Source organism: Conexibacter stalactiti (assembly GCF_033542075.1).
GTDB lineage: Bacteria > Actinomycetota > Thermoleophilia > Solirubrobacterales > Solirubrobacteraceae > Conexibacter > Conexibacter stalactiti.
The window spans coordinates 1-1,235 of sequence record NZ_JAWSTH010000227.1; the positions used below are offsets into that span (position 1 = coordinate 1).

Genomic DNA, 1,235 nt, shown 5'->3' on the forward strand with positions numbered 1-1,235 from the left:
CGAGCCCGAGGCGGCTGCGCGCCGCGCGCGGCGCCGCGCCGACGCGTGCGCAGGCGGCGTGCGCGGCGGAGAAGCTGGCGGCGGCCGCGACCGGGTCGCCGGCCGTCAGCCGCAGCCGCCCGAGGAAGTAGGAGACCGGCGCGCAGACCGCGATCCCGCGCCCTATCACCGGCATCACGTCGGCGTACGGCTCCAGCCGCGCGATCAGCGCCGGCGCGCGGTCGGCGTCGCCGAGCGTCGCGCACGCCTCGGCGGCGTCGGTCGCGGCATCCCAGTTGGCGTCGTCGGGCAGCATCGCGAAGTCGTCGGCGGCGACCTGCTCCCAGCCGGCACGGGCCGCGCTCGCCTCACCGCGCTCGGCCTGGATCCAGACGATCCACGGCAGCCATGCGCCCGTGCTGGTCGGGGCGCCGTGCATCAGCCGCATCAGCTCGTCGACGTCGATCTCGCGATAGCGCATCTGCTCGGCCAGCAGGATCGCGTGCTGGGTCGCGCCGTAGCGCGCGGCGTTGGCGTCCTGCGCCTGCACCCCGAGCCGCTGCGCCTCCGCCGACGCGGTCTCGGCGGCCGCGAAGTCGCCGCGCAGGATCGCGATCGCCGCGCGCCACAGCGGCACGTACCAGCGGTAGCGCGGCAGCCGCAGCTCGGCGGCCTCGGCGGCGTAGACGTCGACCTCGCGCTCGGCGTCGCGCACGCGGCCCAGCTCCAGCAGGTCGATCACGCGCCAGTTGCGCGCCTGCAACGCGGCGATGCGGTCGTGCGCGCCGCGCGCGAGCGCGTGCATCTCGTCGGCGACCCCGAGCCGCTCGTGCGCGCGACCGGCGCTCCACAGCGCGGCGTGGCGGGCGCTCAGCGTCTGCGCCAGCGCGCCCGGCTCACCCGCTTCGCGAGCGCGAGCGACCGCCTGCGCGCTCAGCCGCTGCGACTCGGCCGGGGCGTCGTAGTACAGCTCGAGCGCGAGCGCCGCCAGCAGCCGGGCGCGCAGCGGCTCCCCGAGCGCGGCTTGCGGCGCCGCCAGCGCCTCGCGCAGCAGCGCGACGGTCTCGGCGTCGCTGCCGACGAGCGCCAGCCCCAGCCCCTTGAAGCCGAGCGCTGCCTCGGCGAGCAGTTGGGGGTCCCTTGCCTCGCGCGCGAGCGCGGCGGCCGCGCGGCAGGCGTCGCGGGCGCCGGCGCGGTCGTCGCTGCGGTCGCGCGCGGTGCCGAGCAGCAGCTGGAGCCGGGCGCGCGCAGCGGCC

Annotated in this window: 1 protein-coding gene; it reads right to left on the reverse strand. The window is 78.4% G+C overall.

Features of this window, described 5'->3' with window-relative positions:
- Window positions 1–1,235 (reverse strand): hypothetical protein (locus R7226_RS31460; RefSeq protein WP_318601516.1); only part of this gene is annotated, 1,235 nt, incomplete at both ends.